The 25,340-nt window shown below is 71.7% G+C and carries 22 protein-coding genes and 1 tRNA gene; 13 read left to right on the top strand and 10 right to left on the bottom strand.

Translation table 11 applies throughout. The annotated features are described in order from the left end of the window. Window positions 1-80 precede the first annotated feature (80 nt). From tmk to PH203_RS31235, 4 genes are all read left to right on the top strand, one after another. Window positions 81-3,284, top strand: a complete 3,204-nt coding sequence (gene tmk, locus PH203_RS31250; protein WP_289924150.1) for a dTMP kinase — start codon at window positions 81-83, stop codon at window positions 3,282-3,284. 221 nt (window positions 3,285-3,505) lie between these two features. Next, window positions 3,506-4,711, top strand: coding sequence for a DNA polymerase III subunit delta' (locus PH203_RS31245; protein ID WP_289924149.1), 1,206 nt, complete (start codon window positions 3,506-3,508; stop codon window positions 4,709-4,711). A 137-nt stretch (window positions 4,712-4,848) separates the two neighbouring features. Beyond that, window positions 4,849-6,450, top strand: a complete 1,602-nt coding sequence (locus tag PH203_RS31240; protein ID WP_289924148.1) for an alpha/beta hydrolase — start codon at window positions 4,849-4,851, stop codon at window positions 6,448-6,450. A 108-nt stretch (window positions 6,451-6,558) separates the two neighbouring features. Continuing rightward, a tRNA-Thr gene (locus PH203_RS31235) sits at window positions 6,559-6,632 on the top strand. Between the two features lie 163 nt (window positions 6,633-6,795). Here PH203_RS31235 and PH203_RS31230 read toward each other — a convergent pair. The 3 genes from PH203_RS31230 to PH203_RS31220 form a co-directional block, all read right to left on the bottom strand. Continuing rightward, window positions 6,796-9,606, bottom strand: a complete 2,811-nt coding sequence (locus tag PH203_RS31230) for a TIR domain-containing protein (protein WP_289924147.1) — start codon at window positions 9,604-9,606, stop codon at window positions 6,796-6,798. Continuing rightward, window positions 9,603-10,301 (bottom strand): hypothetical protein, encoded by a 699-nt coding sequence (locus tag PH203_RS31225; protein ID WP_289924145.1) that lies wholly within the window; start codon window positions 10,299-10,301, stop codon window positions 9,603-9,605. Before PH203_RS31225 ends, PH203_RS31230 begins: the two co-directional genes overlap by 4 nt. 114 nt (window positions 10,302-10,415) lie before the next feature. Then, on the bottom strand, window positions 10,416-10,565 hold the full coding sequence (locus tag PH203_RS31220) for a hypothetical protein (protein ID WP_289924144.1): 150 nt from the start codon (window positions 10,563-10,565) through the stop codon (window positions 10,416-10,418). Between the two features lie 73 nt (window positions 10,566-10,638). On the opposite strand from PH203_RS31220, the gene PH203_RS31215 reads away from it, so the two are divergent. The 3 genes from PH203_RS31215 to PH203_RS31205 all read left to right on the top strand — a co-directional run bounded on the left by PH203_RS31215 (window position 10,639) and on the right by PH203_RS31205 (window position 16,153). After that, window positions 10,639-11,109: a DUF3052 family protein gene (locus tag PH203_RS31215; RefSeq protein WP_289924143.1), complete on the top strand. Its 471-nt coding sequence runs from the start codon at window positions 10,639-10,641 to the stop codon at window positions 11,107-11,109. A 124-nt stretch (window positions 11,110-11,233) separates the two neighbouring features. After that, window positions 11,234-12,136, top strand: coding sequence for a glycosyltransferase (locus PH203_RS31210; RefSeq protein WP_289924141.1), 903 nt, complete (start codon window positions 11,234-11,236; stop codon window positions 12,134-12,136). Between the two features lie 648 nt (window positions 12,137-12,784). Next, window positions 12,785-16,153, top strand: a complete 3,369-nt coding sequence (locus PH203_RS31205; RefSeq protein WP_289924407.1) for a BTAD domain-containing putative transcriptional regulator — start codon at window positions 12,785-12,787, stop codon at window positions 16,151-16,153. A gap of 79 nt (window positions 16,154-16,232) precedes the next feature. Here PH203_RS31205 and PH203_RS31200 read toward each other — a convergent pair whose 3' ends face one another. From PH203_RS31200 to PH203_RS31190, 3 genes are all read right to left on the bottom strand, one after another. Then, complete coding sequence (locus PH203_RS31200) at window positions 16,233-17,921, bottom strand: bifunctional 3'-5' exonuclease/DNA polymerase (protein ID WP_289924140.1); 1,689 nt, start codon at window positions 17,919-17,921, stop codon at window positions 16,233-16,235. Between the two features lie 231 nt (window positions 17,922-18,152). Next, the gene (locus PH203_RS31195) at window positions 18,153-18,887 is read right to left on the bottom strand and encodes a Clp protease N-terminal domain-containing protein (RefSeq protein WP_289924139.1); all 735 of its coding nucleotides are present in this window, start codon (window positions 18,885-18,887) and stop codon (window positions 18,153-18,155) included. 120 nt (window positions 18,888-19,007) lie between these two features. Beyond that, window positions 19,008-19,634 (bottom strand): LysE family translocator, encoded by a 627-nt coding sequence (locus PH203_RS31190; protein ID WP_289924138.1) that lies wholly within the window; start codon window positions 19,632-19,634, stop codon window positions 19,008-19,010. A gap of 66 nt (window positions 19,635-19,700) precedes the next feature. Here PH203_RS31190 and PH203_RS31185 point away from each other — a divergent pair, with 66 nt between their 5' ends. Continuing rightward, window positions 19,701-20,801, top strand: coding sequence for a DUF2786 domain-containing protein (locus PH203_RS31185; protein ID WP_289924137.1), 1,101 nt, complete (start codon window positions 19,701-19,703; stop codon window positions 20,799-20,801). 31 nt (window positions 20,802-20,832) lie between these two features. On the opposite strand, the gene PH203_RS31180 is transcribed toward PH203_RS31185, so the two are convergent. From PH203_RS31180 to rpmB, 4 genes are all read right to left on the bottom strand, one after another. Next, entirely contained in the window at window positions 20,833-21,360 is a 528-nt protein-coding gene (locus PH203_RS31180) for a DUF4232 domain-containing protein (protein WP_289924136.1), read from the bottom strand. Window positions 21,361-21,611: 251 nt separating this feature from the next. Beyond that, a complete protein-coding gene (locus PH203_RS31175) occupies window positions 21,612-22,151 on the bottom strand; it encodes a hypothetical protein (RefSeq protein WP_289924135.1) in 540 nt (179 codons plus the stop codon). A gap of 42 nt (window positions 22,152-22,193) precedes the next feature. After that, window positions 22,194-22,499, bottom strand: coding sequence for a 30S ribosomal protein S14 (gene rpsN, locus PH203_RS31170; RefSeq protein WP_289924134.1), 306 nt, complete (start codon window positions 22,497-22,499; stop codon window positions 22,194-22,196). Then, window positions 22,499-22,735 carry a 50S ribosomal protein L28 gene (rpmB, locus tag PH203_RS31165; RefSeq protein WP_289924133.1) on the bottom strand — a complete coding sequence of 79 codons (237 nt, stop codon included), beginning with the start codon at window positions 22,733-22,735 and terminating at the stop codon, window positions 22,499-22,501. Before rpmB ends, rpsN begins: the two co-directional genes overlap by 1 nt. A gap of 63 nt (window positions 22,736-22,798) precedes the next feature. Between rpmB and rpmG the strand changes: the two genes are divergently transcribed. The 5 genes from rpmG to PH203_RS31140 all read left to right on the top strand — a co-directional run bounded on the left by rpmG (window position 22,799) and on the right by PH203_RS31140 (window position 25,264). Beyond that, the gene (gene rpmG, locus PH203_RS31160) at window positions 22,799-22,963 is read left to right on the top strand and encodes a 50S ribosomal protein L33 (protein WP_033321692.1); all 165 of its coding nucleotides are present in this window, start codon (window positions 22,799-22,801) and stop codon (window positions 22,961-22,963) included. Between the two features lie 8 nt (window positions 22,964-22,971). Continuing rightward, window positions 22,972-23,220 (top strand): type B 50S ribosomal protein L31, encoded by a 249-nt coding sequence (locus tag PH203_RS31155; RefSeq protein WP_289924130.1) that lies wholly within the window; start codon window positions 22,972-22,974, stop codon window positions 23,218-23,220. After that, window positions 23,220-24,455, top strand: a complete 1,236-nt coding sequence (locus PH203_RS31150; RefSeq protein WP_289924128.1) for a GTP-binding protein — start codon at window positions 23,220-23,222, stop codon at window positions 24,453-24,455. Before PH203_RS31155 ends, PH203_RS31150 begins: the two co-directional genes overlap by 1 nt. A 5-nt stretch (window positions 24,456-24,460) precedes the next feature. Continuing rightward, complete coding sequence (gene rpsR / locus PH203_RS31145; RefSeq protein WP_289924127.1) at window positions 24,461-24,694, top strand: 30S ribosomal protein S18; 234 nt, start codon at window positions 24,461-24,463, stop codon at window positions 24,692-24,694. Between the two features lie 327 nt (window positions 24,695-25,021). Then, on the top strand, window positions 25,022-25,264 hold the full coding sequence (locus tag PH203_RS31140) for a DUF397 domain-containing protein (RefSeq protein ID WP_289924406.1): 243 nt from the start codon (window positions 25,022-25,024) through the stop codon (window positions 25,262-25,264). The last annotated feature ends 76 nt before the right edge of the window (window positions 25,265-25,340 follow it).

The following is a 25,340-nucleotide window of genomic DNA, read 5'->3' as shown; positions in this document are numbered from 1 at the left end:
CGGCATCGGTTTGGTGTCGGGGCGTGCGCACGTTCGGACGGGCGCCGCGGTCTGTCGGTGCTGCCCGATAGGCTGAAAGCATGACGCGAGCCGAGCAGCCAACGGCCCACCACCAGGCCCCCGACGACGCCCTTGCAGCGGACTCCCGCGAGCGTGCCGTCCGCGCTCTGCTGCGGCGACCGCAGCTCAGGAGGCTGTGGAGCGCGCAGCTGGTGGGGGGTGTCGGCGACGCCCTCGCCCTGCTGGTGCTGGTCGTCCTGGCCCTCCAGGCGGCGATCGCCGAGGGCTCCTTCGGCGGCGGCTACCGCGGTGTGGCGTTCGCAGTGGCGACCGTCTTCGGAGTGCGGATTCTGGCCACCTTGCTGTTCGGGGCGGTGCTCCTTGGCCCGTTGACGTCCCTCACTTCCCAGGAGGGACCGCTCGACCGCCGCTGGACCATGGTCGGCGCGGACGCCGTACGGGCGCTGGCGCTGATCGTCGCCCCCCTGTGGATCGACTGGACGCCGCAGGACGCCCTGGCCGTCCTTCTGGTGACCGCCTTCGTGACGGGTGTCGCCGAGCGCTTCTGGACGGTGTGCCGGGAGAGCGCGGCGCCAGCCCTGCTGCCGGCGCCGCCGCCGGAGGGCGCGACGGTGCGACCGCTGCCGGACCACATGGACGCGCTGCGCCGCCTGTCGCTGCGTACGAGCTTCGTGGCGATCCCCCTCGCCGCCGCCGCGCTCGTCACCGCCTCGCTGTTCAACAACCTGCTGGGTGCCGGGATCGACTGGTTCGCCCAGCACCAGGCGGCCCTCGCCTCATATGTCGCGGCGGGCCTGTTCGCCGCGTCCCTGTCCGTCCTGACCTTCCTCGAACTGCCCGACACGCGTACGCCACGCGCGCGTTCCCCGCTGGAGGGCATGCGCCGCCCCAAGACGGGCTCCGGCGTCGACACGGGCCGCACGGGCGCGCTGCCCCTGTTGGTGCTGGCCTCCGCGGCCGTCGCCGGGGCGATCGCGGCGGCCGTCGCGGTGTCCGTGCTGCACGCCAAGGACCTGGGCGGCGGCCCGGTGACGTACGGCCTGCTGGTGCTGGGGCTGACCGGCGGGGTCGTCGTCGGCATCCGTACGGCGCCCAAGGTGCTCGTCACGCTGTCGCGGCGGCGGCTGCTCGCGCTGGCGATCGCCTTCACCGGCGTCGCGCTGCTGGCGGCCGGGCTCGTCCCGGACGTCACCACCGTCATCCTGATCGTCGCGCTGGCCGGAGTCGGCGCGGGCGTCGCCGCCAACACCGGACACACCCTGCTGGACCAGGAGACCGAGGACTACCGGCGCGGACGCACGACCGAGCATCTGCACGCGGTCGTACGGGTCCTCGTGGCGCTCGGCGCGGTGATCGCACCGCTGGTGGCCGCGCTGATCGGGCCGCACCGGCTGGAGAACGGCAAGTTCGTGTTCGCGCACGGGGGCGCGGCGTTCACGCTGATGCTGGTGGGTGCGCTGCTGCTGCCCGTCGCCGCGCTGGTGCTGGCCAAGGTCGACGACCGGTCCGGGGTGCCGCTGCGGCAGGACCTGCGGGACGCGCTGCTCGGCGGGGACGACCCGGTGACCGCGCCCGCGTCCTCCGGTTTCTTCATCGCGCTCGAGGGCGGCGACGGGGCCGGGAAGTCCACCCAGGCCGAGGCGCTCGCCGAGTGGATAAGGGCCAAGGGACACGAGGTCGTGGTGACGCGCGAGCCGGGGGCGACTCCGGTGGGCAAGCGGCTGCGGTCGATCCTGCTGGACGTGTCCAGCGCCGGGCTGTCGCATCGGGCGGAGGCGCTGCTGTACGCGGCGGACCGCGCGGAGCATGTGGACACGGTCGTGCGGCCCGCGCTGGAGCGGGGTGCGGTCGTGATCTCGGACCGGTACATCGACTCGTCCGTGGCGTACCAGGGGGCGGGGCGTGACCTGTCGCCGACGGAGATCGCCCGCATCAACCGGTGGGCCACGAACGGGCTCGTGCCGAACCTGACGGTCCTGCTGGACGTCTCGCCGGAGATCGCCCGTGAGCGGTTCACCGAGGCGCCGGACCGGCTGGAGTCGGAGCCGGCGGAGTTCCACGCGCGCGTGCGGTCCGGGTTCCTCACGCTGGCCGCGGCCGATCCGGGGCGGTACCTGGTGGTGGACGCGGGGCAGGAGCCCGAGGCGGTCACCACCGTCGTACGCCACCGGCTCGACCAGCTGCTGCCGCTCTCCGAGCAGGAGATCCGGGAGCAGGAGGAGGCCCGGCGCAAGGCCGAGGAGGAAGCGCGCCGCAAGGCCGAGGAAGAGGCCGCGCGCAAGGCCGAGGAAGAGCGTCTGGAGCGCGAGCGCCAGGAGCAGCTGGAGCGGCTGCGCGCCGAGGAGGAGGAGCGCAAGCGGCGCGAGCTGGAGGAGGCGCAGCGGCGCGAGGCCGAACGGCAGGCGGAAGAGGCCCGGCTGCGGGCCGAGGAAGCGCGCAAGCGTGCCGAGGAGGAGCGGGCCCGGCTCCTTGCCGAGGAGAAGGCGCGGGCCGAGGAGGAAGCGCGGCGCAAGGCTGAGGAGGACCGGCGTCGCAAGCAGGCCGAGGAGGAGGCGCGGCTGCGGGCCGAAGCCGAGGCCCGGCGGGTGGAGAAGCAGCGGAAGGCCGAGGAGGCGCTGCTGCGGGCCGAGGAGGCGCGGCGGCTCGCCGAGCAGGCGGCGGCGGTCGCGGAGGCGGGCCCGAAGAAGGGTACGCCTCCGGTGGCCGCTCCTCCGGAGGCGGCGACTGTGCCCACGCCGGTGGTGACTCCGACGAACGCGTCGGGCGGGCCGGTGGAGGAGACGGCCGTGTTGCGGCCGGTGCGGGACGAGAAGGCCGCGGGGGGCGGCGACAACGAGGTGACGGCGGAGCTGCCGAAGCCTCCGGCCGGCGCCGGCGCCGGCGCTGGGGCCTCGGACGAGACGGCTGTGCTGCCTCCTGTGGCGCCGGGTGCGGCGGATGAGACCGCGGTGCTGCCGCCCGTGCCGGGTGCGGCGGACGAGACCGCCGTGCTGCCTCCGGTGCCGGGGGAGGCTCCTGCGGACCGGGTGCCGCCGGGGTTCTTCCGGGAGGAGCAGGCGTCGCCCGACGGGGCGGAGGACCGTACGCGGGAGATGCCTCAGGTCGATGAGTCGGGGGCGCCCCGGAGGCGGGCCCGGTCGGACTGGGCCGAGGAGACTCCGTTGGACGACCTGCCTTCCCTGGCGGACGAGTTGCTCGGTCCGCGGGAGGGCGAGGAGTTCGGGGACGAGCGGGGCAGGCGTGGTCGGGGGCGTCGGGGCTGAGGCCGGTTCGACGGGGCGGCCGGGGCGGGTGCGCTGTCGGGTGGGTTCGCTCGCCCGCGCCGGCGGGGTGCCTCCCCCAGAGGGGGGACCCCCAGCGCCCACCCGTGCCGCCCCAAGCGGCACGACTGCCCGTGAGCTGGGGAGCGGCAGGGGGCGTTGTCAGTGGTGGGCCCCACAATGGACTTCGTACCCGCGACCATGACGAAAGGGCGGCACCGCGCATGACCGTCTGGGACGACCTTGTCGGCCAGGAGAAGGTGAGTGAGCAGCTGACCGCTGCCGCTCGGGATGCCGATGCGCTCGTCACCGCGGCTGCTGTCGACGCTCCGCCGCCCGAGGCGTCGAAGATGACGCATGCGTGGCTGTTCACCGGGCCGCCCGGGGCCGGGCGTACGCAGGCCGCGCGGGCCTTCGCCGCCGCGCTGCAGTGCGTGAGTCCGGATCGGGCGCTCGGCGGGGTGCCCGGGTGCGGGTTCTGCGACGGGTGCCATACGGCGCTCATCGGGACGCACGCGGACGTCACCACCGTCGCCGCCGTCGGCACGCAGATCCTCGCCGACGACATGAGGGACACCGTACGGAAGTCGTTCACGTCGCCGGCGACCGGGCGCTGGCAGGTGATCCTCGTCGAGGACGCCGAGCGGCTCAACGAGAAGTCGGCCAACGCGGTGCTGAAGGCCGTGGAGGAGCCCGCCCCCCGTACTGTCTGGCTGCTCTGCGCCCCCTCCATCGAGGACGTCCTGCCCACCATCCGCTCCCGCTGCCGCCACCTCAATCTGCGGACGCCCTCCGTGGACGCCGTCGCCGACCTGCTCGTACGGCGGGAAGGCATCGAGCCCGATGTCGCCGCGGCCGTCGCGCGGGCCACGCAGGGGCATGTCGACCGGGCCCGGCGGCTGGCCACCGACCCGGCCGCGCGAGAGCGCAGGGCGGCGGTGTTGAAACTGCCCCTGCGCGTCGAGGACATCGGCGGGTGCCTCAAGGCCGCGCAGGAGCTCGTGGACGCGGCCGCCGAGGACGCCAAGCTGCTCGCCGAGGAGATGGACGCCAAGGAGACCGAGGAGCTGAAGGCGGCACTGGGCGCGGCCCAGGGCGGGCGGATGCCACGCGGTACGGCGGGGGTGATGAAGGACCTGGAGGACAAGCAGAAGCGGCGCCGGACCCGTACGCAACGCGACAGCCTCGACCTCGCGCTGACCGACCTCACCGGGTTCTACCGCGACGTCCTCGCCCTCCAGCTCGGTTCCCGCGTGGCCATCGCCAACGCGGACGCGGAGGACACCTTGGAGCGGCTCGCCCGCGGCAGCTCCCCGGAGTCCACGCTCCGCCGTATCGAGGCGATCGCCGCATGTCGGGACGCGCTGGACCGCAATGTTGCGCCGCTGCTTGCGGTGGAGGCGATGACGATGGCGCTCAGAGCGGGGTGAGGCGATGGCGACGGCGCTCAGAGCAGGTTGAGGAGAGCCGGCCGGGCACGATCAACAGGAGGTTGACCAGGTAACTCGTACGAGCCGCAATGCGTACGGAAGGCAATCGTGCGACTGCGCAGGGTTACGCTCGCTGGATGTACTTCAGGCGCAGTCCCCGCTCGGCGTCCCCACCCGGTCAGCCCCGTCACCGGCGTTCCCGCACCACCGGCGGTGCCCTTCTCGCCGTCGCCGCGCTGGTCGTGTCCGCCTGTTCCGCCTGTTCCGCGGGGAGCGGTTCGACCGTGGAGGCGGCGGCGCTGGCCGCGCTGCCGAAGGCCACGCCGGCCGCCCTCTCCCCGTACTACGGGCAGAAGCTGAACTGGCGCAGCTGCGGGGTGCCCGGTTTCGAGTGCGCCACGATGAAGGCGCCGATGGACTACGACAAGCCGGGCGACGGCGACGTCCGTCTCGCCGTGGCCCGCAAGAAGGCGACCGGTTCCGGCAAGGCGCTCGGCTCGCTGCTGGTGAACCCGGGTGGGCCGGGCGGTTCGGCGATCGGCTATCTGCAGGCGTACGCCGGGATCGGCTACCCCGCCGAGGTGCGCGCCCGGTACGACATCGTCGCGGTCGATCCGCGCGGTGTCGCCCGCAGTGAGCCCGTGGAGTGTCTCGACGGGCGGGCCATGGACGCGTACACGCAGACCGACACCACGCCCGACGACGCGGAGGAGACCGACGAACTCGTCGCCGCGTACAAGGACTTCGCGGAGGGCTGCGGCGCCCACTCGCCCGAGCTGCTGCGCCATGTGTCCACCGTCGAGGCGGCACGGGACATGGACATCCTGCGGGCGGCGCTGGGCGACACGAAACTGACGTACGTGGGGGCGTCGTACGGGACGTTCCTGGGGGCGACGTACGCGGGGCTCTTCCCGGACCGGGCGGGCCGGCTGGTGCTGGACGGCGCGATGGATCCGTCGCTCCCGGCCCGTCGGATGAACCTGGACCAGACGGCGGGCTTCGAGACGGCGTTCCAGTCGTTCGCGCGGGACTGTGTGCAGCAGCCGGACTGCCCGCTCGGCAAGAAGGCCAACGAGGTGGGCGGGAACCTCAAGGCGTTCTTCAGGAAGCTCGACGTGACGCCGATCCCCACCGGCGACGTGGACGGCCGCAAGCTCGGTGAGGCGCTGGCCACGACCGGGGTGATCGCGGCGATGTACGACGAGGGCGCGTGGGCGCAGCTGCGGGAGGCGCTGACCTCGGCGATGCAGGAGAACGACGGCGCGGGCCTGCTCTTCCTGGCCGACAGCTACTACGAGCGGGACGCCGACGCCCGCTACTCCAACCTGATGTTCGCCAACGCCGCCGTGAACTGCCTCGACCTCCCCGCGGCCTTCGACTCCCCGGACGAGGTGCGGGCCGCTCTGCCCGAGTTCAAGAGGGCGTCCCCGGTCTTCGGTGAGGGCCTCGCCTGGGCCTCCCTGAACTGCGCGTACTGGCCGGTGCGGCCCACGGGCGAACCGCACCGCATCACCGCGAAGGGTGCTGACCCGATCGTCGTCGTCGGCACAACCCGGGACCCGGCGACCCCGTACCGCTGGGCCCGCGCCCTGGCCGCCCAGCTCTCCTCCTCCCGCCTCCTCACCTACGAGGGCGACGGCCACACCGCGTACGGGCGGGGGAGTGCCTGCGTCGACTCCACGATCGACGCGTATCTGCTGCGCGGGACGCCTCCCACGGCAGGAAAGCGCTGCTCGTAGCAGGCATCGATGGCCCCGGAGGGACCCCCTCCGGGGCTGGTGCGGAGCACCCTCGGAAACTGTGTAGACTTACCGACGTTGCTGATCGCACCATGGTGTGGACGGCGCGCCGCCTTAGCTCAGATGGCCAGAGCAACGCACTCGTAATGCGTAGGTCTCGGGTTCGAATCCCGAAGGCGGCTCAGACAAAGGCCAGGTCACGTACCTCGTGACCTGGCCTTATGTGTTGCTCAGGGCATGACGCGTCACACGGTCGGGGCGCCGTGGGGTGGCTTGCGTGAGCGGAGTGGCCTGGGGCCTGCTCTTCGAGCTTCCGGCTCCCGGTCCATCCGGTCAATTTGCTGCCTACTCCGGGCAGAGCGGCCGGACCTCGGGCCCCGAAGGTACGTAGGCGCGCCACTGGTCGGCGTCGAACGTGCCTCTTGCCCACGCGCACAGCGAGTGCACCGGGTCCACTGTCGGGTCGACGTCCCACAGGCGCGCCGTGTTGTCTTTGCCCCAGCTCACAACCGTCTTGCCGGCGGGACCGAAACCCACGCCGATGATGCGATCGCTGTGCCCTTCGAGGGGCGCGCCGATTTGCTGTCGGGTGGCGACGTCCCAGAGTCTGAGCGTCTGGTCCATGCTGCCGGTGACCAGCGTTTTCCCGTCGGGACTGAAGGCAAGGGATGTCACGCCGTCGCGATGGCCCGTCAGTGCTCCGATCTGTTCACGTGTGGCCACGCTCCAGAGCCGGACGGTGTTGTCGCGGCTTGCGGTGGCGAGCATTGTGCCGTCGGGACTGAATTTCACCGCGTAGATCTGTGCGGTGTGACGGGAGGGCGTCTCGCCGATGCGGCGATGAGTGGCAGCGTCCCAGAGCGTCACCGTGGAGACCTCGTTGCTGGTGGCGATGGTGCGGCCGTCGGGGCTGAATTCGACGTGTGCTGCCTGGACATCGAGTGCTGTGCCGATCTGGCGTCGCGTTGCCAGATTCCATATCCGCACGGATTCATCGTCGGAAACGGCGAGTCTTCTGCCGTCGGGACTGAAGGTCATGGCGAGAACAGCGCTGGTGTGGTGGGGCAGCTCCATGCCGATCTGGCGGCGGGCTGTGATGTCCCAGAGTTTCACAGCGTGATTTGTCTGATAGGACGTCGTCGCGAGCACAGTGCTGTCAGGGTTGAAGGCGAGGGGGGAGTCCACCGCCAAGTCGCCGATGACCAGCGGATCACGGCTCTGACGGCCTGCGGCGATGTCCCAGAAGTGCACGGCGGCGTCGGATCCCGAAACGGCCAGGATCCGGCCATGAGAGCTCAGCGTCGGCGCCCACAACTCCCCGGCGTCGACTGCCGTTCCGGTCTGTCGCTGTGTGCGGACGTCCCACAGTCGAACCGTGGTGTCATCGCTCGCACTGACCAGGGTCGATCCGTCCGGGCTGAAGGCCACGGCCGAGGCACTGCTTGTATGGCCGGTGAACGGCGCTCCCAGACGGACGTGGCGCACGATGTCCCAGAGCTGCACGCTGCCGTCGCCGTACGCGGTGGCGAGCAGCGTGTCGTCCGGGCTGAAGGCCACGGACTGAGCCCCTGCGGCACCGGAGGTGAACGGCTTTCCGACCGGGGCGAGGGTGGTGGTGTCCCAGAGCTGGACGCTGCCGTCGGCATCGGCGGCAGCAATGGTCTCGCCGTCCTGGCTGAAGGAGACCGACGAGATTCCGTAGCCGGCTGTCTTCAGCGCCTTGCCGATGGGTCTGTAGGAGGCGGCATTCCAGAGTTGGAGGTGGTCGTCGGCTGCGGCGGCGAAGATTGTGCCGTCAGGGCTGAAGGACAGGGCGGAACTGCCATAGGCCTGGCCTCCGAGCGGCGCGCCGATCTGACGGCGTGTCGCCACGTCCCATCTCCGTAGGGCCCCGGAGCCGTCCGCGCCACCGGTGAGGAGTGTCCCGCCGTCAGGGCTGAGGGCGACCGAATCGATCATCCCGGCACGCGCATTGAATGCGGCACCGATCTGTGTGTGGTCGGCGACGTTCCAGAGCCGCGCAGTGCCGTCGAGACTCGAGGTGGCCAGGGTCCTGCCGCCCGGGCCGAAGACAACCGACGTGACGCCCCGAGTGTGCCCGACGAACGGAGTGCCGATCTGCCGCTGCGTCGCCGCGTTCCAGAGCCGCACGGTGCCGTCGTCGCTGCCGGTGGCAATGGTCTTGCCGTCCGGGCTGAATGCAACCGTTCCCACGGGAGCGGAATGAGCGAGCAGGCCGGATTCGGGGTTGACGGCGGCGTTGAGAACGGCGAGGCGGGATTCCGGCGTGGGGTCGATCCGCCATGCGGCCAGGGCTTTCAATCGGGCGCCGAAGGGGTCACGTGTCGCAAGGGAGGAACTCTGGCTGATCAACTGCTGTGCGACGGCGTGGTCGCGCTGGCGGGTGGCTTCGGCGCGTGCGAAGAGTGCGATCACGGACACCGTGCTCGCGATCAGAAGGAGCAAGGTCAGTGCGGCTACGGCGATTCGGGCTATCCGCAGGTTGCGCTTGGTGTCGCGTATGCCCTCCGACTTCAGGTCGTCCTCTGGAAGGCCGCGTACGACGGAGGCGATGCCCAGCGCGACACTGTCGATGTCCGGCACGGGAGCGACACCGTCGTCGGGGTGGCTGAGGACCGTGGTCTTCCAGACCGGCTGCTGCCTGAACCGCCCCGACAGGCGGGCGGGCAGGGCAGTCGAGCGTTCCGGATCCCAGTCGCTCCGTTGCTCGTCCCAAACCAGCTGTCCCGCGGTCACGACGAGCAGGATGGTGTCGACCGTCCTGTTCCCCAGCCACCACTCGATCTCCCGGTCGACCCACGGCGATGCCTTTGCCTCCGGCGATGCCATGACCACGAGCCAGTCGGAGCGGGCGAGGCCGGCTTCGATTTTTCCCCAGAGATGCGGACCGATCGATACACCGCTGTCATCGAGGAAGACTCTGATCCGAGGCGGCTTGTACCAGGGGCGGGACTGCTTTTCGATAGCCCGCTGCAGGTGCGGCAGCCATTTTCGATCGCGGTCCCCGCTGTAGGAGAGGAAGGCGCCGTGTCCGAGATCGGTCCTTATTCGCCTGCGCTGGATTATGCGTGAGCGCAGCCAAGCGAATGTCAGACCTGTCCGAAGGGGTTTAAAAGAGAAGCGTCTCGCCGTCATTGGGCCGGCAGGTAGTCATGGCCGTTCCAATGCAGCACGACCTGCGAGATGGAGCCGTCGGCACAGCTGGGGTTGCACGAGTTCTCGGATTTGACGACGGTGTAGCGACCGTCTTCGCCGGGGCCGACGAGCCGCGCGTTGTAGTGGGCGAGCCGTCCGCCGCGGTAATGGGCCTCCGGGTCGGTCCAAGCGATGTCCTCGTACCCGGTCTCGTTGGGTACGAGCACCACCACCCCGTCATAGCGTCCTGGGTTGTAGATCACGAAGGTGTTCTTGGTGGCGTCGGATACGGGATCGGCGAATTTCAGTTCGTTTTCGTAGATTTCCACGCCGATGGATTTCAGTACCCGACCGCTGCCGGTGACCGATGCGATGCACCCGGTGAGGGTGTCGGTATCGGTCCGCCGGATCAGGAAGACGCGAACCGCTCCAAGGTCAGGATGCTTGATATCTCGATGATCAAGAATCGTTCCCGGGCATTGCGCGGCGTCTGGCGGACGGGACGGAAATGAGACGGGCGAGGGTGCTGCCGAGGGTGTAGATCCATTCGCCTGGTGTGTACTCGTACTGCCTGTGCACCCGCAGATGAACCCCACGGCCAGAGCTGAAGCCAGCGCCGCGATCCGCAAGCTCGGCGAGCCGGGTGTGCACCGCAGGAGATGCCGACGTAAATGCTGGAAAATGCTGGGAGGCATGGAACTCCCTGTGTCTGAATGGCGCCGATCGGCTGTGCGACAGCTGCGAATTTTATCCAGGCGGATGTGCGGTATGGGGAGTGTCTACGAAATCTGACCAGCGGCGCCGCACGGTTACGACGGATTGACGGGGCATGGGGTCCACAGGGCGGCGATCCAGTCGGCGGAGATCACCCGGCGCTCGTGCCAGACCCTGTTCTGCAGACACAGCTGACGGATGCGGGCCAGGTCGCGGGCGCTGATCCACAGTCCACTCCCGCCCACGGATCGCTCATGATCCACATCCTCGGGCGGACATACCCCGTCCGGGCCGTCACGATGGGGGAGGAGGTGTGTGATGTCCCGCTACTCCGGTGACTCCGGTGACTCCGGTGACTCCGGTGGCTCCGGCCACTCCCGTGACTCCGGCTACTCGGGTACGCCTCTTGCCCGGAAGGTCGGGATCAAAGGTGGGGAGAGGGTGGGGCTGAGGCATGCCCCCGAGGGGTGGGGGATTCCGGGGCTGCCGCAGGGGTGCGAGGTGGTCGACGGTGGCCCGGACGGGGTGGATGTCGCCCTCGCCTTCTATCGGGAGCGCGGGGAGTTGGCGGCGGAGGCGGCCGGGCTCGTGGCGGAGCTCGCCGACGACTCCATGCTGTGGATCGCGTGGCCGCGGAAGGCCGCCGGACATGTCAGCGACATCGGCGAGAACGACCTCCGTGAGATCTTCCTCCCGCTCGGGGTGGTCGATGTGAAGGTCGCGGCGTTGGGGGACGACTGGTCGGGGCTGAAGTTCGTACGTCGGAGGGAGAACCGGCGCAAGGGGTGAACTGGGAACCGGCGTGCGCGGGAACCGGCGTTCGGATCAAGCTGCGGATCCGCGTACTTGAGAAGTCCTCACCGTGAACGACTAGCATCGCGGCGGTAGTTGCGAGTCGGGATGAGGTGAGGACATGGGGGAGCGGGCGCCGCGCGTCGCGGTCGCCGTCGTGACCATGGGGAACCGGCCCGACGAGGTGGACGCACTGCTGCGCTCCGTCGCCAAGCAGGACGCGCCGCCCGTACGGATCGTGGTCGTCGGGAACGGCTGCCGGCTGCCGGAGTTCGCCCAGCGGCTCTCCCTGCCCGGTGAGGTCACCGTCCTGGAGCTCGACGAGAACCTCGGGTGTCCCGGTGGCCGCAACGTCGGGCTCGCCCGGCTGCGGGAGTTCGGGGACGTCGATGTCGTCGTCGAGCTGGACGACGACGGGCTGCTGGTCGACGCGGATGTGCTGCGCCGGGTGGGGGAGCTGTTCGCCGCCGACGACCGGCTCGGCATCGTCGGGTTCCGCATCGCCGACGAGCACGGCGAGACCCAGCGGCGGCACGTGCCCCGGGTCGGCGCCTCCGATCCGCTGCGGGGCGGATACGTCACCGGCTTCCTCGGCGGCGGGCACGCGCTCCGTATGGCGATGCTCGACGAGATCGGCGACTGGCCGGCCCGGTTCTTCTTCGCGCACGAGGAGACCGACCTCGCCTGGCGGGCCGCCGACGCGGGCTGGCGGATCCTCTACGCCCCCGAACTGCTTCTCCAGCACCCGAAGACCTCGCCCGCCCGGCATGCCGTCTACTTCCGCGTGAACGCCCGCAACCGGGTGTGGCTGGCCCGGCGCCGACTGCCGTTGCCGCTGATCCCGGTGCATCTCGGGGTGTGGATGCTGCTGACGCTCGTACGCAACCGATCGGCGGGGGCCGGGCTGCGGGCCTGGTTCGCCGGGTTCGCGGAAGGGGTGCGGGAGCCGGCGGGGGAGCGACGGCCGATGCGCTGGCGCACGGTGTGGCGGTTGACGAGGCTGGGGCGTCCGCCGGTCATCTGAGGCGGGGGGCGGCCGGGATCCGGGGCAGGGACGGCTGGGATCCGGGACGGGGACGGCTGGGATCCGGGGCGAGGGTGACCGGGAGTGGCTGGGGCCGGAGGCGGTCGGTCTGTAAGTCTGGGGCGGTCGGTCTGGGCAAGCCTGGGACGGTCGGTCCGGGGTCTGCGGCGGCCGGTCTGTGTTCCGGAGCGGACCGACTGACGTTTCGCTGTCCGGCGCGAGCCGCCCGGCATCCGCCGCGGTTCGGCCGTCTTCGCAGGTGAGGGTGGGGACGAGGGTCCCGGCCGGTCACCTCCACCGAGCGGGACCCTCATACGTCCCCGGATCCGGCCGCGACGGCGACACTCCCCCGAGCAACGCGTTGTACGCGCGCACCCTCGGGCCAGATCCGATGAAGTGATCACATCAGGCGGCGCCAACAGATCGCTAACATGTGGCCAACGGTTATCCGTGAGGCCATCGCCGGAGTGGCGCGAAGTCGACGGGCGAAGTCGCCGGACGGCCGGTACGGTAGCGGATTCCGGCCGGAGTGCCGGTCGAAAGTCGGTGGCGGGAAACCGCCGTAGGGAGTGCGGAATCCCGCCAGGAGCGGTGGGCTTGCGTCAGGGAGCGCGGCCGGTTCGGCGTGTGGGAAGGCAGTGGTTCGGCGTGAAGCGGTGCGAGCTGCGGTTCGGACTGCTGGGGACGCCGGTGCTCTACGACGCCGGAACCGCCCGCGTGGTGAACAGCCCCAAGGTACGGGCCCTGCTCGCGGCGCTGCTCCTGGAGGCCGACCGTACCGTCCCGGTCGAGGAGCTCAAGGACGCGCTGTGGGGCGGGGCGCCGCCCGCCTCCGCACAGGCCTCGCTGCACAACCACGTCACCCGGCTCCGACGGCTCCTCGACGCCCCCGAACGCCTGCGTGCCGTACCGCCCGGCTATCGGCTCCGCGTCGAGCAGGGCGAACTGGACGTCCACGTCTTCGACGCCCACGTCTCCGAGGCCCGGGCCGCGCACGCGGGGCGGGACTGGGAGCGGACGCTGCGCGCCTGCACTGACGGGCTCGGACTGTGGCGCGGCGCCCCGCTCAGCGGGCTCCCGGCCGAGCTGGGCGGATACGCCTTCGGCCAGCGGCTGCGGGAGGCCCGGCTGCTCCTTCTGGAATGGCGGTACGACGCCGAGCTCGCCGTCGGCACGGGCCGACTCGACACCCTCGTACCGGAGTTGACGGCCCTGGCCGCCGAACACCCACTGCGCGAGTCCTTCCACCGCCAGCTGATGCTGGCCCTGCACCGAACGGGCCGACAGGCGGAGGCACTTGCCGTTCACCGGGATCTACGGACACGTCTGGTGGAGGAGCTGGGCGTGGAACCGGGGGCCGGGGTGCGCGGGGCGCATGTCGAGGTGCTGCGGGGAGCGGCGGAGGCGAGCGGCGCGGCGGACTCGGGTTTGGGTGCGGATTCCGGTGAGGGTGAGGGTGAGGGTGCGGGTACGGGCGAGGGTACGGGCGCGGTGGCCGGGAACGCCGATGCCCTGGGCGCCGGCACAGCTCCCCCGGGCGCCGGCACAGATCCCCTGGACGAGGGCACGGCTCCCCTGGGCGCCGGCACAGGCCCCCTGGGCGAGGGCATGGTTGCCGGAGCCGGCAACGCCCCGCTCACGGACGCGAACACCCGCCCCGCCTCGGCCGACCCCACCCCCGACGTCACCCCCGCCGAGACCGAGAACCCACCCACCGCGCCCCCCGCCGCGCCCTCCACCACACCCCCCTCCACGCCTCCCAGACCCGCCCAACTCCCCCCACCCCCACTCCACTTCACCGGTCGCGCCGCCACCCTCGACGACCTCCGTCGCACCCTCACCGCCACCGACGGCCACACCCCGGTCGCCGTGGTCAGCGGCATGGCCGGAGTCGGAAAGAGCGCGCTCGCGCTCCACGCGGCCCACGGTCTCCGGGACCGTTTCCCCGACGGCCAGCTGTACGTCAACCTGCATGGCGCGACCCCCGGCATGACTCCCCTCACCCCCGCCCAGGCTCTCACCGCTCTCCTGCGCGACCTGGGCGCCGACCCCTGTGCCATCCCCGAACACCCGGACGCGTCGGCCGCGTTGCTGCGCTCGACGCTCGCCCCGAGCCGTACGTTGCTGGTGCTGGACGACGCCGCGAGCGCCGCGCAGGTACGGCAGTTGCTGCCCGCCGGCCCCGGCTGCGCGGTGATCGTCACCAGCCGCTCCCCGCTGACCGCCCTCGACGGCGCCCGCCGCTTCCCGCTCGCCCCGCTGTCGGCGGAGGACAGCGCGGCCCTGCTGCGGGCGGTGTCGGGCCGCGAGGGCCCAGCAGACCGCGAGGCCCACGGCGGCCCGGGTCCCGGCCCCGGCGAGGCCCACAGCGGCCCTGGCCCCGGCACCGGCACCGGCACCGGAACCCGCACCCCCGCCGCAGACCCCAACCGCATCGACGCCACCCACCCCCTCGTGGAACTGACCGGCCGCCTCCCCCTCGCCCTCCGTATCGTCGCCGCCCGTCTCGCCGCCCGCCGGGCCCTCACCCCCGACGTGCTGGCCGACCAACTGGCCGCGACGGACGACAGGTTGGGGCATCTGGAGTACGACGACCTGTCCGTACGCCGTTCCCTCGCCGTCGCCCACGACGCGCTCGCCGCCTCCGGCCGCCGTACCGACCGCGACGCCGCCCTCGCCCTGCGCAGGCTCGGCGCCCTCGACCTGCCGACGTACGGCGCTCCGCTGATCGCCCGGCTCCTCGGCACCGAGACCGGCCGCGCCGAGGCCGCGCTGGACCGGCTGGTCGACGTGGCGCTGCTGGAGGAGACGGCGTACGGCCGCTATGCCCCGCACGACCTGGTCCGCGACTTCGCCCGCGGACTGACGGACGCCGGGCACGCCCCCGACGTCGCCCGCACCGCCGTCCGCTGGTACACGGCCCTCGCCGAACGCACCCTCACCGCGATCGTCGAACCCGACCTCGACCAGGACGACCGCCGCCGCCCGACCGCCGCGCAGCCGCCCGAGCACGCGGCGCACGTCCTGTCCGTACCGGCCTTCGCCTCCTCCGAGGACGCCTTCGCCTGGGCCAGTTCGGAGCTGGAGAACATCGTCGCCCTGGTCGAGCGGTACGCGGACGCCCCCGACGACCGCACCGCCGCGCACGTCGCCACCCTCCTCCGGCTGTTCTTCCCCTACCTCCAACGCGGCGGCCGCGTCTCCGAGATGGAGGTCCTCGGCCAGGCCGCCCTCCGGCTGGCACGGCGGTTCGGGGACGAGGTCGCCGAGGCGTACGCCCTGGTCGACCTGGCCGGCCTCCGCTTCCTCACCGGCCGCCACAGCGAGTCGCTCGCTCTGACCGACGACTCCCTCGCCCTGTGGCGACGGCTCGGCGTGCTCTCCCGGATCCGCCGCTGCCTCGGCAACCGGGGCCTGCTCCTGGAGAACCTCGGCCGGTACGAGGAGTCCGGGGCCGCCCTGCGGCAGAGCCTGGAGCTGTCGCGGCAGTTGGACGACCCCTGGGGCGAAGCCGTCACCTACGGCCACCTCGGCAACCTGTACGAGCACACCGACCCCCGCGCCGCCATCGAGCAGCACCGCCGCTCCCTTGCCATCGGCGCCGAGATCGGCAACGTCATCGTGCAGCACTCCGCGCACTGCAACATCGGCTACGCCCATCTCACCCTCGGCGAACCGGCCGCCGCCGTACCGCACTTCGAGGAGAGCCGGCGCATTCTCGGCGGCCACGGGGACTGGCACGGCGAGTCCCAGTCCCGGCTCGGTCTGGTGCGGGCGCTGCGTCTGCTCGGCCGCACCGAACGGGCCGAGAGCGAGTGCGCCGAACTGCTGCGCCGCGCGGACGCCCGGGCCGATCGCTACACGGCCGGTCTCGCCCGCCACCAGTACGGGCTGCTGCTCCAGGAGTCGGGGCGCGCCGAGGCGGCGTACGACCAGTGGCGGGCGGCGCTCGTCGCGCTGGACGGGACGGACCGGAAAGAGGTCCTGGCCGAGCTCCACACCCTGCTCGGCGACTGATCACCAGGCGACTGATCACTCGGCATCGGCATCACAGGGCGTCCGCATCACAGGGCGTCCGCACCACTCGGCATCCACATCACTTGGCGTCCGCATAGCACTCCACCACCGACGTGGAGAACGGAAACCGCACCGGCGTCTCCCCGAACGTCAGCCGTGCCGCCAGCTCCGCCGCCTCCCGGATCGCCGCCACGACCGTCTCCGCCTCCTCCTGCGGACAGTGCACGATCACCTCGTCGTGCTGGAAGAAGACCAGCTCGGCCGCCATGTCCGCGCATCTCTGCCGCAGTCCGGCGAGCAGCAGCAGCGTCCAGTCGGCGGCGCTGCCCTGCACGACGAAGTTACGGGCGAAGCGGCCCCGGGCACGGGCGTTGCGGGAGGCGTACCCCGGTACCCAGCCGTCGTCGGAGGGTGTCTCGGCCCCGTCCTCCTGCGGGATACCGGCCTCCTCGGCGGCATCGCCCGAGCCCGCCGCCGGGGGACAGGTGCGCCCCAGCCAGGTCCGTACGAGGCGCCCCTCCTCGCCCGCGCGGGCCGCCTCGTCGACGTACGCCACCGCCTTGGGGAAGCGGCGCCGGAGCGCGGCGAGGTTCTTGAGGCCGTCGCCGGAGGTCTGGCCGTACACCGCGCCCAGCACGGCGATCTTGGCCTGGTCGCGGTCGCCGGAGAAGGCGCGGTCGGAGACGGACTGGTAGAGGTCGGTCTCCCGGCCGGCCACCTCCATGAGCCCGGGGTCCCGGGAGATGGCCGCGAGCACCCGTGGCTCCATCTGGTCGGCGTCGGCGACGACCAGCCGCCAGCCGGGGTCGGCGACGACGGCACGCCGTATCACCTTGGGGATCTGCAGGGCGCCCCCGCCGTTGGTGACCCACCGCCCGGTGACGGTCCCGTGGCAGAGGAACTCCGGCCGGAACCGCCCCTCGCGCACCCAGTCCTGCAGCCAGGACCAGCCGTGGGCGACCCAGATGCGGTACAGCTTCTTGTACTCGATCAGCGGCTTCACTGCCGGATGGTCGACGGACTCGATCTCCCAGCGGCGCGTCGAGCTCACCTTGATGCCTGCCTGCGCGAACGCCTTGATGACATCGGCCGGCAGATCGGGCCGGACCCGGCGCCCGAAGGCGGCGGACACCTCGTCCGCGAGCTCGGCGAGCCGCCGCGGCTCACCGCCGCCGGCGTACCGCTCGCCGAGCATCTCGTGCAGCACCCGCCTATGGATGTCGGCGCTCCACGGCAGCCCCGCGCGGTTCATCTCGGCGGCCACCAGCATCCCGGCCGACTCGGCGGTGATCAGCAGCCGCATCCGGTCGGGGTGCGCGGTGGCGTCCTGGCGGCGCTGCTGGTCCGCGTAGACCTCGACCAGGTCGGCGAGCGGCAGCCGTACGGCCTGCGGCTCGAACAGGGACGACTGCAGACCGGGTTCGGCCGACCGCAGCGGCGGATCCGGCGGTACGGGGCCACCCCGCAGCCGGGCCAGGGCGGCGGCGGCCGACCGGGGCTCCCCGTATCTGCCCGCATGCCCCAGCAGCAGTGTCTCGGCGTCCTCCACGTCGTAGCACCGCTCGACCCGCACCCCCGCGGCGAGCAGCCGCGGATACACCTCGGCCGTGGACCGCCACACCCACCGAGCGACCTCCGGCCGCCCCCGCACGGCCTCCGCGAGATCCCCCTCCCGCCGCACCGGCCCCACGGGCAGCCCGTCCGGACCGAGGGGGGCGATCTCCACGCCACCGTCCTCGGCCGCGGCGAGAGCCCAGCGGTCGGTCATGATTGCGAGTGTCGCAGGAGGGTCTGACAACGCCCCTCAACCGGACCACGCCGCCCTTGCCCAGCCACGCGAGCTGCGCGTCCGGCCGCGTCGGCGTTGCTGGCTGCGTCGGCCTGCTCGGGGGCGTCAGCCCTGGTCAGCGGGTTCGACGGGTTCCGTCGTGCTCGACCACGTCACCCCTGCCCGGCGGCGTCGCCCGTGCTCGACCACGTCACCCCCCGCCCCGCGCCCTCACCCCTCCCCGGCCGGCCTCACCTGGATCTTGGCGAGGGTCGTCATGACGTACTCCTCCGCCGCAGGCTTGCTGATGCCGAGGTCGGTCAGTACGCCCTGGCCGTTCTCGAACTCCAGCAGGGCCAGCAGGATGTGCTCGGTGCCGACGTAGTTGTGGCCGAGGCGGAGGGCCTCGCGGAAGGTGAGTTCCAGGATCTTCTTGGCGTCGGAGCCGTAGGGGACGAGCTCGGGGGCGTCCTCGGCGGCCGGGGGCAGCGCGGCGGTGGCGGCCTGGCGTACGGCGTCCAGGAGGACCCCCTGCGCGGTGATCGCCTTGGCGGCCAGGGCCTCCGGTTCGGCCAGCAGGCCGAGGACGAGGTGCTCGGGCCGGCCCTCGGTGTGACGACCGGCGACGGCCTCGTTGTGGGCGGCCATCACCGTGTTGCGGGCACGCGGCGTGAACCGGCTGAAGTCCTGGTTCGCGGAGAGGTCCGAGCCCTCCTTCGGCACGAACCGCTTCTGCGCGGCCTGCCGCGTGACCCCCATGCTCCTGCCGATGTCCGTCCAGGAGGCGCCCGAACGCCGGGCCTGGTCCACGAAGTGGCCGATCAGATGGTCGGCCACCTCGCCGAGGTGATCGGCGGCGATCACCGCGTCCTGGAGCTGGTCGAGCGGCTGGTCGTGCACCTTCTTGATGGCCGCGATGAGGTCGTCGAGGCGTACGGATGACGTGATGCTGGGATTCGTCGTCATGTGTCAACCGTAGGTTGACACCCGAGCCGCGTCAACCCTCGGTTGACATCAAAAGGCCTCCACGCGCACGCGTGCCGGAGCGTCCCCCGGCCTCCCCGGTCCCACCCCCACCCACCGCCCCTACTCCGGCGACGACACCGCCAACCGCACCGCCAGCCCCGTGAACACCGTCCCGCTGAAGATGTTCAGCCCCCGTGCCACCCGCCGGCTCCGCCGCAGCAGCGCCGACAGCTTTCCGGAGAGCAGTCCGATCGAGCCGTCCACCGCGAACCCCATGACCGTGATCGTCAGCCCGAGGACCAGGAACTGCTCCCACACGTGCCCCTTCTCGGGCGCCACGAACTGCGGCAGGAACGCCACGTTGAAGAGGATCACCTTGGGGTTCAGCAGATTGGTGACCGCCCCCTGCCAGAAGGCCCGCCGCATCCCGGGCCCGGTCACCGTCCCCTCGCCCACCGGCGAACGGTCCCGGAACGCCTTCACCGCGAGATACAGCAGATACGCCGCCCCCGCCCAGCGCAGCACGTGGTACAGCGTCGGCAGCGCCAGGAACAGCGCCGAGAGCCCGAGCGCCGCGGCGACCGTGTGCACGAACATCGCGCAGGCCACCCCGAACGCCGCCATCACCCCCGCCGCGGGGCCGCCCCGGCCGCCCATCGCCACGATGAACATCATGTCGGGACCCGGAGTCAGACAGAGCGCGAAAGCGGCCACGAGGAAGGCCGCGTAGAGAGACATGTCCATCATGCGGGCCATGCTCGAAGCCGCCATGGGCCACGGCACCCGATTTTCGGGGAATGAGACGATCGCCCCGTGACCAGCGACACCGTCGACCGTGCCTTCGAGGCCGCTCTCTACGCAGACACCGACGCCGCCCTCGACACGGCGGCCTCCCTGCTCGCCGCGGACAGGTCGAGCGACCCCGAACTCGACCGGCGGGGCCGGGAGTTCCTCGCGACGGCCTGGCGGCGCGGCTGGCAGCCCGCCGACGTCGTACGACTCGTGCGGCGGGAACTGGACGACGTCCATGTACGGCTGGTGGCGGCGCTCGTCCGGGCGCAGGCGGCCGACGACCGTGCGCGTGGTCCTCGCTGGCGGGCGCAGCTCGAAGAGCTGACGGCCGAGGAGCCCGCGCGGATGGACCGTTTCTCCCGTGCCACGGCGCAGCTGGAGCTGTACCGCCTGCTGCTGCGGCTCCCGGCGCTGGAGCCCCTCGACGAGCCGGCCACCCGCAGGACGCACCCCGAGTCCCGCATGCTCACCCGTATCCGCGCTCTGCTCGCGAAGGCGGAGGCGACCGGCTACCCGGAGGAGGCCGAGGCGCTCAGCGCCAAGGCGCAGGAGCTGATGGCCCGGCACAGCGTCGACGAGGCGCTGCTCGACGCCCAGGCGCCCACGCACGACACCCCGAGCGCCTGCCGGATCGGGGTCGAACCGCCCTACGAGCAGGCCAAGGCGGTGCTGCTGGACGCGGTGGCGACGGCGAACCACTGCCGGGCGGTGTGGAACGAGGCGTTCGCCTTCTCCACGGTCGTCGGCTTCGAACCCGACCTGGAGGCCGTGGAACTCCTCTACACCTCGCTCCTCGTCCAGGCCACGACGGCGATGACGAAGGCGGAGGCGGCCCAGCGCGCCGGCGGCCGCAAGCGGACCAAGACCTTCCGGCAGTCCTTCCTCGCGGCCTACGCCCACCGCCTCGGCACCCGGCTGCGTGCCGCCGCCGAGACCCAGGTCGGCGACGATCTGCTCCCGGTCCTCGCCACCCGGGAGGTCGCGGTCACCGACCGCCTCGACCACCTGTTCCCGCAGACCACCACGACCCGCCTGCGCGGTGTCAGCGACGAGGCGGGCTGGATCGAGGGTTCGGAGGCGGCGGACCGGGCGCAGGTGAAGTCCCGCCGCCCGCTCGACTGACGGGGCGGGGCCGGAGCGAAGGGGGCAGTGCTCAGTCGCCGGTCCGCTGGAAACCGCTGAACGACGCGTCCGGCTTGCCGTCCTTCAGCGCGACATCGCCGTACGACCACTCGAAGCCGTCCGTCTCGCTGGATCCCGGCAGGCCGAACTTCACCGACTTCACCGCGAGGCTGTCGTCGGCGCCCGCCTCGCCACGGACGTAGGTGATGGTGAAGGACGTGTCCGCGTCCTTCGCGAGGGTCGACTTCGCCGCCGACGCGGCCTGGTCGGCGGCGACCTCGATCGTGGCGTCACCCGTCTCGAACCGGACGCCGGGCAGCCCGTCCAGGGTGCACGCGGCGCCGCTCTTGTTGGTGATCGTGACGGGCACGTTGCCGGTGTCCCCGGCGGCCGGGGCGGCGTTGGCGGGCCCGGCGGTCACGGTCATCTCACCGATGGCGCAGGCGGAGCCGCCCTTCTTCTTCTCGGCGCCGGTGGTGTCCCCTCCGTCGTCGTCGGAGCAGGCGGTCAGCAGAAGGGCCGCGGCGAGGGCGGTCGTGGCGAGGGGGAGGGCGCGCATGTGGGTTCCTTGGAAGCTCAGGTGCTGCGTGTCAGGTGCTGCGTGAACGCGTGCATGGATCATCACGCATGAGGCCGGGGAGCGGTTGCCCAGCCCCCTCCGCGTACGTCGACGCGGCGACCGGGCGAGCCCGCAGGGCCTGCACGGCTCGTACGGCCCGCACGGCTCGTACGCGCCGAACGGGCCGCGGGTGTCCGAGGACTCCGCGGCCCGTCGGCAGGCAAAGGGCAGGGGTTACGAGGGAGGGGAGCTCAGCCCAGGCTCGCCGTCGGCAGCCCCGAGGGCAGTTCGGCGCCGTCGCCCTTGGTGTACGTCTCCGCGCCGACCCCGCCCTCCCAGGTCACCTTGAGGCTGTTCGCGCCGACGGAGTCGACCATTCCGGTCGTCCGGTCCTTGTTGCCGTCGGTGCACTTGAGACGGATCATCTGCATGCCGTCCTCCTCGCCCGCGGTCCCGCTGCACACGGTCCCGCCGGTCGAGAACAGGCCGGCCTCGGTGCCGTTGACCATCAGGATCACCTGCTTGCCGCCCTTGGTGGCGAGCCAGCTGCCCGTCAGCCCGGTCGAGGCGGAAGCCGGTGCGGAGGCGGACGCGGAGGCCGAGCCGCCGGTCCCGCCGCCCGTGTCCGAGGTCGCCGCCGACGACGTACCGCCGCTCGGCGACGCGGAGTCGTCGGAGCCGCCGTCCCCGCTGCATGCGGTCAGCGCGAGCGCGCCCGCCAGGGACGCGGCCGCCGCCGCGACCCGCACCGGTCGGCGTGACGTGCCGCGCGAGAAGATCGCCGTAGTCACCGATGGCTCCCTAGCTGTAGCGGTCGACGGAACGACCGCAAGCTACCAGGACGACTTGCGCACCCCAGGCAGGTACCCGGCGTGGGCCTGCTCACGCAGACTCACCCGCGACAGCCCGAACGCCCGGAAGTACCCGCGCGGCCGCCCGTCCACCTGATCCCGGTTGCGTACGCGCGTGGCGCTGGCGTCCCGCGGCTGGCGCCCCAACTCCCGCTGTGCCGCGATCCGTTCGGCGTCGGTCGACGACGGGCGCCGGATGATCTCCTTCAGCTCGGCCCGCCGCTCGGCGTACCGGGCGACGATCTCCTGCCGCTTCTCGTTCTTCGCGATCTTGCTCTTCTTGGCCATCAGATCCTCACTCCCCGCGCGCGGATGCGCGCCACGGCGGCCTCGACACCGATCGTGTCGACGGTCTTGATCCCCTTCGCGCTCAACCGCAGCCGGACGTACCGGCCTTCGCTCGGCAGCCAGTACCGCTTGCTCTGGATGTTGGGGTCGAAGCGGCGCGAAGTGCGCCGGTGGGAGTGCGAGATGCGGTTGCCGAAGCCCGGCTGGGCGCCGGTCAGCATGCAGTGGGCGGACACGGGTGATGCACCTCTCCTGGATCGCTGTCGTAAATGGAATTCATTTTCAGTAAGATACACGGCATGGCTCGCAACGAACTCCGCCCGGTCATCAAGCTCCGCTCCACGGCGGGGACCGGTTTCACCTATGTCACCCGCAAGAACCGCCGCAACGACCCGGACCGTCTGACGCTCCGCAAGTACGACCCGGTCGTCGGCCGCCACGTCGACTTCCGAGAGGAGCGCTGACCACCGCCATGCGCAAGGGAATCCACCCCTCCTACGGCCCGGTCGTCTTCCGCGACCGCGCCGCGAACTACGCCTTCCTGACCCGCTCGACGATGACGAGCGAGAAGACGATCGACTGGGAGGACGGCAACACCTACCCGGTCGTCGACGTCGAGATCTCCGACGTCAGCCACCCCTTCTACACCGGCACCGCCCGTGTCCTGGACACCGCCGGACGCGTGGAGCGCTTCGAGCGCCGGTACGGGAAGAAGGGCTGATGGAAGGGCCGAAGGAAGGGGTGCCGCTCGCCGTCGCGATCGTCGGCGGGCTGCACGCCGACGCCCGCAAGGCGGCCGTCGAGCGGCTGCTCACCGACGTACCCGGCAGTGTCGTCCTCCACCACGACCTCGCGACGGCCGCGGCGGGCACGGTCGTACGAACCGTCCGCGACGCCACCGGCCTCCTCTCCGCGGACGAGGCCCCCCTGGTCAACGACTGTGCGTGCTGCGCCCTGCGCGAGGACCTGGTCCCCGAGCTCCGCCGCCTCGCCGACGACGGCCTGACCAGGCTCGCGATCGTCGAACTCTGGGACTCCGTCGAGCCCAAGGCGATGGCCGAGGTGGTGACCGCGGGCGGCCTGACCGTCACCGGCGTCATCACCGCCGTGGACCCGGCCCTGGTCCTGCCGTACCTCGGCAACGGCGACGACCTCGCCGACCGCGGCCTCGCCGCGGCCGCCACCGACCAGCGCACGATCGCCGACACCTTCGCCCGACAGCTGGAGTACGCCCCCGTCCTCGCCGTGGCCGACTCGGAGGAGGCCGACGACGAGGACCGCGAGCTGCTGGCCCAGCTGCACCCGACGGCCCGCCAGGTCCCGATCGGCCACGGTGGCCCGGTGGGCGTACAGCCGACCGCGCGGCCGGATGAGCGGGCGGCGGGTACGGCACGCCCGGATGCACAGGCGTCCGCACGGTCACCGCTGGCGGCGGCCGCCCTCGCCGGCTTCGACGTGGAGGCCGCGGCCGCCGCGCAGCACCCGGCCTGCGCCCTGCTCCCCGCCGAGGCCGACGCCCACGGGGTCTCCACCCTGGTCTGGCACCGCCGCCGCCCCTTCCACCCGGAGCGGCTGTACGAGGCGCTGGAGGACATCACCTGCGCTGCGGCCCGCAGCCGGGGCCGGTTCTGGCTCGCCGACAAGCCCGATGTGCTGCTGCACTGGGACGCGGCCGGCGGCGCCCTGTGCGTGGAGAGCGCGGGCCCCTGGCTCGCCTCCCTGCCCGACGCGGCCTGGGAGATGGTCCCGCCGGTGCGCCGGGCCGCCGCGGCCATGGACTGGCACCCGGAACACGGCGACTGCTGCCAGCACCTGGTGTTCACCTCGCCCGCGCTCGACCGCGACGGGCTCGAACGGCTGCTGGAGCACTGTCTGCTCACCGACGCCGAGTACGCCGCCGGGCGCGACGCCTGGAAGCAGTTGCCGCCCGCCTTCGACACCCTCCTGGAGGTCTGACCCGCATGCCCCGCAAGCCCGAGCGCAAGCCCGCCAAGAACCGTCCCAACCCGCTGGACCAGGCCGGGATCACCTACGTCGACTACAAGGACACCGACCTGTTGCGGAAGTTCATCTCCGACCGCGGCAAGATCCGCAGCCGCCGCGTCACCCGTGTGACCGCCCAGCAGCAGCGACAGCTCGCCCGCGCCATCAAGAACGCCCGGGAGATGGCGCTGCTGCCGTACTCCAGCAGGTGAGGACACCCGCAGGCCACCAGGCTCCCCACGCCGGCGCGTGGGGAGCCTCCTGCTTTCCCGTGCGGGTTTTTCATGCGGGTTTCTCATGCGGTGGCCCTTGCTTGGAACAGGAAGGGCGTGGAACGCGTCTGTCTCTAGTACGAGACCCGGGAACGGATGCAGCGCCCCGTACGTCACATCTGTAACCACGGGAACACCCCGCGTGCACGTGCATCTGCTCATGCATCTGCACGTGAACAGAGCTATGATCCGGATCAGTTGACCTCAGTTGACCTTTGCATCAATGGCCCCCAAGGCCACCGCACCACCGGGGAGCGACCTGTGGACCTGGACCACGACGTGTACAACGGCATGGCGGCCACGGAACTGAACGGGGTGGCCTGGCAGAAGAGCCGGCACAGCAATTCGCAGGGATCCTGCGTCGAGTTCGCACGTCTCCCCGACGGAGGCGTGGCCATGCGCAACTCGCGCTTCCCGGACGGCCCGGCCCTCGTCTACACCCGCGCAGAGATCGAGGCGATGCTCCTCGGTGTCAAGGACGGCGAGTTCGACCACCTGATAGCGAGCTGACAGCCCCTCAATCACCCTGGAACCCAGGGCGATCGGTACGCCACACACGGTGACGCGCGTAGAACCGCGGCGCCGA

The sequence above is a fragment of the Streptomyces sp. S.PB5 genome (assembly GCF_030403745.1).
Classification (GTDB): Bacteria; Actinomycetota; Actinomycetes; order Streptomycetales; family Streptomycetaceae; genus Streptomyces.
The sequence above is the reverse complement of the archived record's forward strand: the minus strand, read 5'-3'. Positions and strand labels throughout refer to the sequence as shown.

Excerpts from the sequence above, each read along its gene's own strand:
- PH203_RS31245 (WP_289924149.1), top strand. The coding sequence starts at position 3,506 with ATGACCGTCTGGGACGACCTTGTCGGCCAGGAGAAGGTGAGTGAGCAG.
- rpmG (WP_033321692.1), top strand. The coding sequence starts at position 22,799 with ATGGCTCGCAACGAACTCCGCCCGGTCATCAAGCTCCGCTCCACGGCG.
- PH203_RS31215 (WP_289924143.1), top strand. The coding sequence starts at position 10,639 with ATGTCCCGCTACTCCGGTGACTCCGGTGACTCCGGTGACTCCGGTGGC.
- PH203_RS31190 (WP_289924138.1), bottom strand. The coding sequence starts at position 19,634 with ATGATGGACATGTCTCTCTACGCGGCCTTCCTCGTGGCCGCTTTCGCG.
- tmk (WP_289924150.1), top strand. The coding sequence starts at position 81 with ATGACGCGAGCCGAGCAGCCAACGGCCCACCACCAGGCCCCCGACGAC.
- PH203_RS31210 (WP_289924141.1), top strand. The coding sequence starts at position 11,234 with ATGGGGGAGCGGGCGCCGCGCGTCGCGGTCGCCGTCGTGACCATGGGG.
- PH203_RS31150 (WP_289924128.1), top strand. The coding sequence starts at position 23,220 with ATGGAAGGGCCGAAGGAAGGGGTGCCGCTCGCCGTCGCGATCGTCGGC.
- PH203_RS31155 (WP_289924130.1), top strand. The coding sequence starts at position 22,972 with ATGCGCAAGGGAATCCACCCCTCCTACGGCCCGGTCGTCTTCCGCGAC.
- PH203_RS31230 (WP_289924147.1), bottom strand. The coding sequence starts at position 9,606 with ATGACGGCGAGACGCTTCTCTTTTAAACCCCTTCGGACAGGTCTGACA.
- PH203_RS31225 (WP_289924145.1), bottom strand. The coding sequence starts at position 10,301 with ATGCCTCCCAGCATTTTCCAGCATTTACGTCGGCATCTCCTGCGGTGC.
- rpsN (WP_289924134.1), bottom strand. The coding sequence starts at position 22,499 with ATGGCCAAGAAGAGCAAGATCGCGAAGAACGAGAAGCGGCAGGAGATC.
- PH203_RS31195 (WP_289924139.1), bottom strand. The coding sequence starts at position 18,887 with ATGACGACGAATCCCAGCATCACGTCATCCGTACGCCTCGACGACCTC.
- PH203_RS31240 (WP_289924148.1), top strand. The coding sequence starts at position 4,849 with ATGTACTTCAGGCGCAGTCCCCGCTCGGCGTCCCCACCCGGTCAGCCC.
- PH203_RS31180 (WP_289924136.1), bottom strand. The coding sequence starts at position 21,360 with ATGCGCGCCCTCCCCCTCGCCACGACCGCCCTCGCCGCGGCCCTTCTG.
- PH203_RS31200 (WP_289924140.1), bottom strand. The coding sequence starts at position 17,921 with ATGACCGACCGCTGGGCTCTCGCCGCGGCCGAGGACGGTGGCGTGGAG.
- rpsR (WP_289924127.1), top strand. The coding sequence starts at position 24,461 with ATGCCCCGCAAGCCCGAGCGCAAGCCCGCCAAGAACCGTCCCAACCCG.